Source organism: Mesorhizobium sp. M1A.F.Ca.IN.022.07.1.1, assembly GCF_003997575.1.
Classification (GTDB): Bacteria; Pseudomonadota; Alphaproteobacteria; order Rhizobiales; family Rhizobiaceae; genus Mesorhizobium.
The window spans coordinates 1-3,744 of record NZ_RZST01000463.1; the positions used below are offsets into that span (position 1 = coordinate 1).

The 3,744-nt window shown below is 61.1% G+C and carries 6 protein-coding genes; 5 read left to right on the forward strand and 1 reads right to left on the reverse strand.

The features are described 5' to 3' along the window. The first annotated feature begins 111 nt into the window (after positions 1–111). Both EOA75_RS30345 and EOA75_RS30350 read left to right on the forward strand, forming a co-directional pair. Positions 112–1,008: an RNA ligase family protein gene (locus tag EOA75_RS30345; protein WP_245466785.1), complete on the forward strand. Its 897-nt coding sequence runs from the start codon at positions 112–114 to the stop codon at positions 1,006–1,008. A 24-nt stretch (positions 1,009–1,032) separates the two neighbouring features. After that, on the forward strand, positions 1,033–1,254 hold the full coding sequence (locus EOA75_RS30350) for a DUF768 domain-containing protein (RefSeq protein ID WP_127325874.1): 222 nt from the start codon (positions 1,033–1,035) through the stop codon (positions 1,252–1,254). 213 nt (positions 1,255–1,467) lie between these two features. On the opposite strand, the gene EOA75_RS30355 is transcribed toward EOA75_RS30350, so the two are convergent. Continuing rightward, complete coding sequence (locus EOA75_RS30355; RefSeq protein WP_127325875.1) at positions 1,468–1,950, reverse strand: GFA family protein; 483 nt, start codon at positions 1,948–1,950, stop codon at positions 1,468–1,470. Between the two features lie 591 nt (positions 1,951–2,541). Here EOA75_RS30355 and EOA75_RS30360 point away from each other — a divergent pair. The 3 genes from EOA75_RS30360 to EOA75_RS30370 all read left to right on the forward strand — a co-directional run bounded on the left by EOA75_RS30360 (position 2,542) and on the right by EOA75_RS30370 (position 3,479). Further along, positions 2,542–2,733 (forward strand): hypothetical protein, encoded by a 192-nt coding sequence (locus tag EOA75_RS30360; protein WP_127325876.1) that lies wholly within the window; start codon positions 2,542–2,544, stop codon positions 2,731–2,733. A 330-nt stretch (positions 2,734–3,063) separates the two neighbouring features. Beyond that, positions 3,064–3,252 (forward strand): DUF3606 domain-containing protein, encoded by a 189-nt coding sequence (locus EOA75_RS30365; protein ID WP_095780255.1) that lies wholly within the window; start codon positions 3,064–3,066, stop codon positions 3,250–3,252. After that, on the forward strand, positions 3,249–3,479 hold the full coding sequence (locus EOA75_RS30370) for a hypothetical protein (protein ID WP_127325877.1): 231 nt from the start codon (positions 3,249–3,251) through the stop codon (positions 3,477–3,479). The genes EOA75_RS30365 and EOA75_RS30370 overlap by 4 nt, the downstream gene beginning before the upstream one ends. The last annotated feature ends 265 nt before the right edge of the window (positions 3,480–3,744 follow it).

Consider the following 3,744-nt stretch of genomic DNA (forward strand, 5'->3'; position numbering starts at 1 on the left):
GGCCCACCCTTGGCTCACATGCCGAGGGCGGGCCGTTTTGTTAGAGCGCTAACGCAACCCTTTACGACTGTGCGATATTGAATCAAATTCGAGTTTTGCGTTGGGGTTCGCATGCGTACGCCTGCCGGCAGAGTTCGGCTGTCCTTTGTCAAACCGCTGGAGCCTGTCCAAGTCGAGACGCCACCGGTCAGCGGTGATTGGCTGCACGAGATCAAATACGACGGCTACCGAACCCAGGTCATCCTCGACTGGGCCGGAGCGCGCGCCTTCTCTCGAAATGGCCACGACTGGTCGAAGCGCTATTGGCCGATCGTCAACGCAGCCGAGCAACTTCCCGCCGAGTCCTTCATCATCGACGGAGAGATGATCTCGCCAGACCCGGACGGCCGGCCGAACTTCCAAGCGATGCACTCCCGCATGACATGGAATGCCGAACAACTCGCCTTCGTGGCCTTCGACCTTCTTTATCTCAATGGCGATCATATTCGTGCTCTGCCGCTGATCGAGCGCAAGGCGAGGCTCTGGAACCTGATCAAGCCGGCCAAGGACATCATCCAGTATAGCGATCATGTCGAGGGCAACGGCGACGCCGTCTTCGAAGCCGTCGAGAAGATGGGGCTGGAGGGGATTGTCTCGAAGCGCCGCACCAGCTCCTATCGCAGTGGCCGGCAGGATTTCTGGCTGAAGACGAAATGTTGGGAGGTCGGCACATTTGAGCTCTGGGGCGTCAAACGGGAGCTGGGGAAGCCGACGGTCGGCATCGTCGCTCGCGACGGAAGATATGCTGGTTCGCCGACGATCACGCTGCCGAGGCATCTGCGCGATCGGCTAGAGCAGCTCGTGCAGAAAGCTAGGGCGGCGCCTCCCGCCGGGGCTCCGCGCGCAATCGTCGACCCGACGGTTGAATGGGTGAAGCCAGGCAGCATCACGGCCACCGTCCGGCATCTTCGGAACGAACCAAAGCTCCGGCATGGTAACGTGCAGAGCATCAGCGAAGAAGGAACCTAAAGCCGCCCTTCGGCTTCTCTCGCCATGAGCACGCGCGGGATCAATTTCTTAGACCGTTGGATGGCGGATCACCTGCCGAATGCGATCACGGATGAACCAATGGCCATCGTTTACCTCGTCGAAGAGGCCCTAAAGGCTGCTGAGCGAGACGGCATTAGCCCCGACGAGATCAGCGAGGAGGTCGGCACGGTCTTCGAAGTGATCCTGGAGGCGATGCAGAACCGAGAAGGCGGCTTGGCGGCCTGAGCTCCGGTGGAGCTATGCTTCATTAGGAAGTTGTTAATGTCAGCCGCTGCAAAGGCAGGGCATATGCGCATCTGCCCCGGAACGCGGTAAGAGGCCCGGCCTGTTCCGCTCAAATCGCCCCCGACTTACCCCGCACTATCTAGGTCTCCTGCCGGCCAAGGCCCGGTGGCCGCCCCCAAACGCCACAGCAAAAACGGCTTCCGGGCCACCCCTTCAGGCCTGGTCGGAAATTCCGATCGCGCTCGACGCTTCGTCTGATACGGCTCCCGCACGGTCCTCCGGCTTTGCTTCATCGGCCGCCGACTCAGCGACGGTCCGGTCATGCTCGAATTGGCTCGCCTCGGGCAGAGGATGCAACCACGTCTCGCGTCGGCCGATCCACAATTCATAGCTCGGCTCAAGCCCTTCGGTCGGCACCACATCCAGGCTGCCGATCATCACCTCGGCCTCGTCCTCGCGAACCGACGGCAAGCGGCTGCCGCAGGTTGGACAGAAGCTTCGCCCGCCATAGGTGCTGGTGATGCCCTCGCTTTCGAATGCCTGGCGCGGCCATATGGCAAAGGCTTGGTACGCCGATCCGCTGGTCTTGCGGCAATCCTTGCAATGGCAAAGTCCCACCCTCAGCGGCTCGCCGGTGACCCGGAACTGGACACCGCCGCACAGGCAGCTGCCGCTACGCACGACATCGTTAGACATGGCCGTTCCTCCCCAGCCGGGACATTGGTGTCACCATCCGGCTACAATTCACATGCTGCCTCGACTGTTCCACAGCGCGGTCCGGCAACAAGGGCGGTCGTGAGACCGGTGACGCCTCACAAGCTGCCAACCAGGAAGGCGCCGCTTGTCGATAGTCCAGACTAGTGCGGGCGCTTTCTCCGGCGATCCATATTGTTCAGAACCGAGCCAATTCGTGCGCCACCTCGAGTCCAGGGCTTCAAGTACAAGGCCTGCGGTCTGGTAGGGAAGTCCCGTGTCAAGGTCGACCACGGACCAGGTGCCGTCGGAATCGCTTTCCGTCGTAACGCTCTGCAGACATGCCGCGAACGTATACAGCGACTGACCCTATGGAAAGTAACCGCTTGTTCACCATATCGCGGCATCCTGATTGAAGGTGCCCACCCCGCACCTAATCTAGCCCTGCGTCGATGATGACGCGCCCCCGCCCAAGGCTGGCGGCCGACGCTTTCTTGCACCCCCGCATCCAACAAGCGTCGGCCGCCAGCTCCGCCAGTTGGGAACAAGACTCGTGCCGCCAAGTTGGGAAGCCTTGGTTCGAGCGAGCGCTGCATGCAGAGCTACAACGTCGAAGTAATGTCGGGCGACGTGGTAACATCCCACCAAGTCGCGATTGCAGAAACACCGGCGAAAGCCGCTACGGCGGTAACCGGTCGGGCGGTTCATGATTGGCGCCAGGAAATGCTGTGGGTCCGCGTGACCAACCAAGCCGACCGGGTCGTGTACAAGTTCGCGTTCAGGTGAGCTGCTTGTGCGACCCGGCCTGCGAGCTGGGGAGTCGGGGGACCACTTGAGCGGGACAGGCCGGGCCTCTTACCCCGTTCCGAGCCGGGGCAGATACCCAATATACGCCGCCTCTGCGCCGACTGACATTAACATTTTCTAAGACTTAGCATCGAATACGGGCCTCACGGTGCGTGATCAGTTCCACTTTTAACAGTTGCTAGATGACGCGATTTGGCGCGCCCCGATACATCGAGAGCACTTGTCGCGGCTGCTGCAGGGCCGAAAGCGGACAAGGAACATTGTCGCCTCGTCCGTCTTTCTCTTTGGCCCGAAGAGAGGAGGAGAACCATGGCGGACGACAAAAGCAAACGCGATTCGCGCGACCGCGACCGTGTGTCGGGGGATCAGGAATATGAGGTCGGCTACTTCGCCAGCAAGTTCGGACTCTCGATTCCTCAGGTCCGCGAGCTGATCGCCAGGCATGGGAACGACCGCGAGACTCTGGAGCGCGAGGCAAAAGCGCTGGGCACTCGATGAGCCGCTACTTCTTCGACAGCTTCGACGGCTCAGCTCACGTGACCGATGAAACCGGCGCGGAACTGGATGACATCCAGGCGGTAAGGCGACAGGCATCGACGGCATTGGCCGAGATGGCGGCCGAGGTTGTTCCGATCGAAGACCGGCTCGAACTCTTCGTCGATGTTCGGGATGAGGCCGGTACCACGGTTCTCAAGGCTCGCGCCATATTCGAAATGTTCGAGTGACATATTCGCCTGATACGAGCCCGAAGACCTTCACCGCAAAAGAACGTAGCCTGCCAGCGCAGCGAAGCTGGAAGCGACTTTGGACGCCGTGCCCCTAGCGCGGCCACACGCCGGAACAAACGCGCACCGGGCGCGGTTGGGACAGATGGTCGTCTACAACGAAACAACCAATCCTGCGCTTACTGGTGCGCGCGGTCTATGCCCCCGCTGTCAGCAAGGGCATCTGTTTTCCGGGTTCCTGACGCTTGCGCCGCAATGCGAGGTC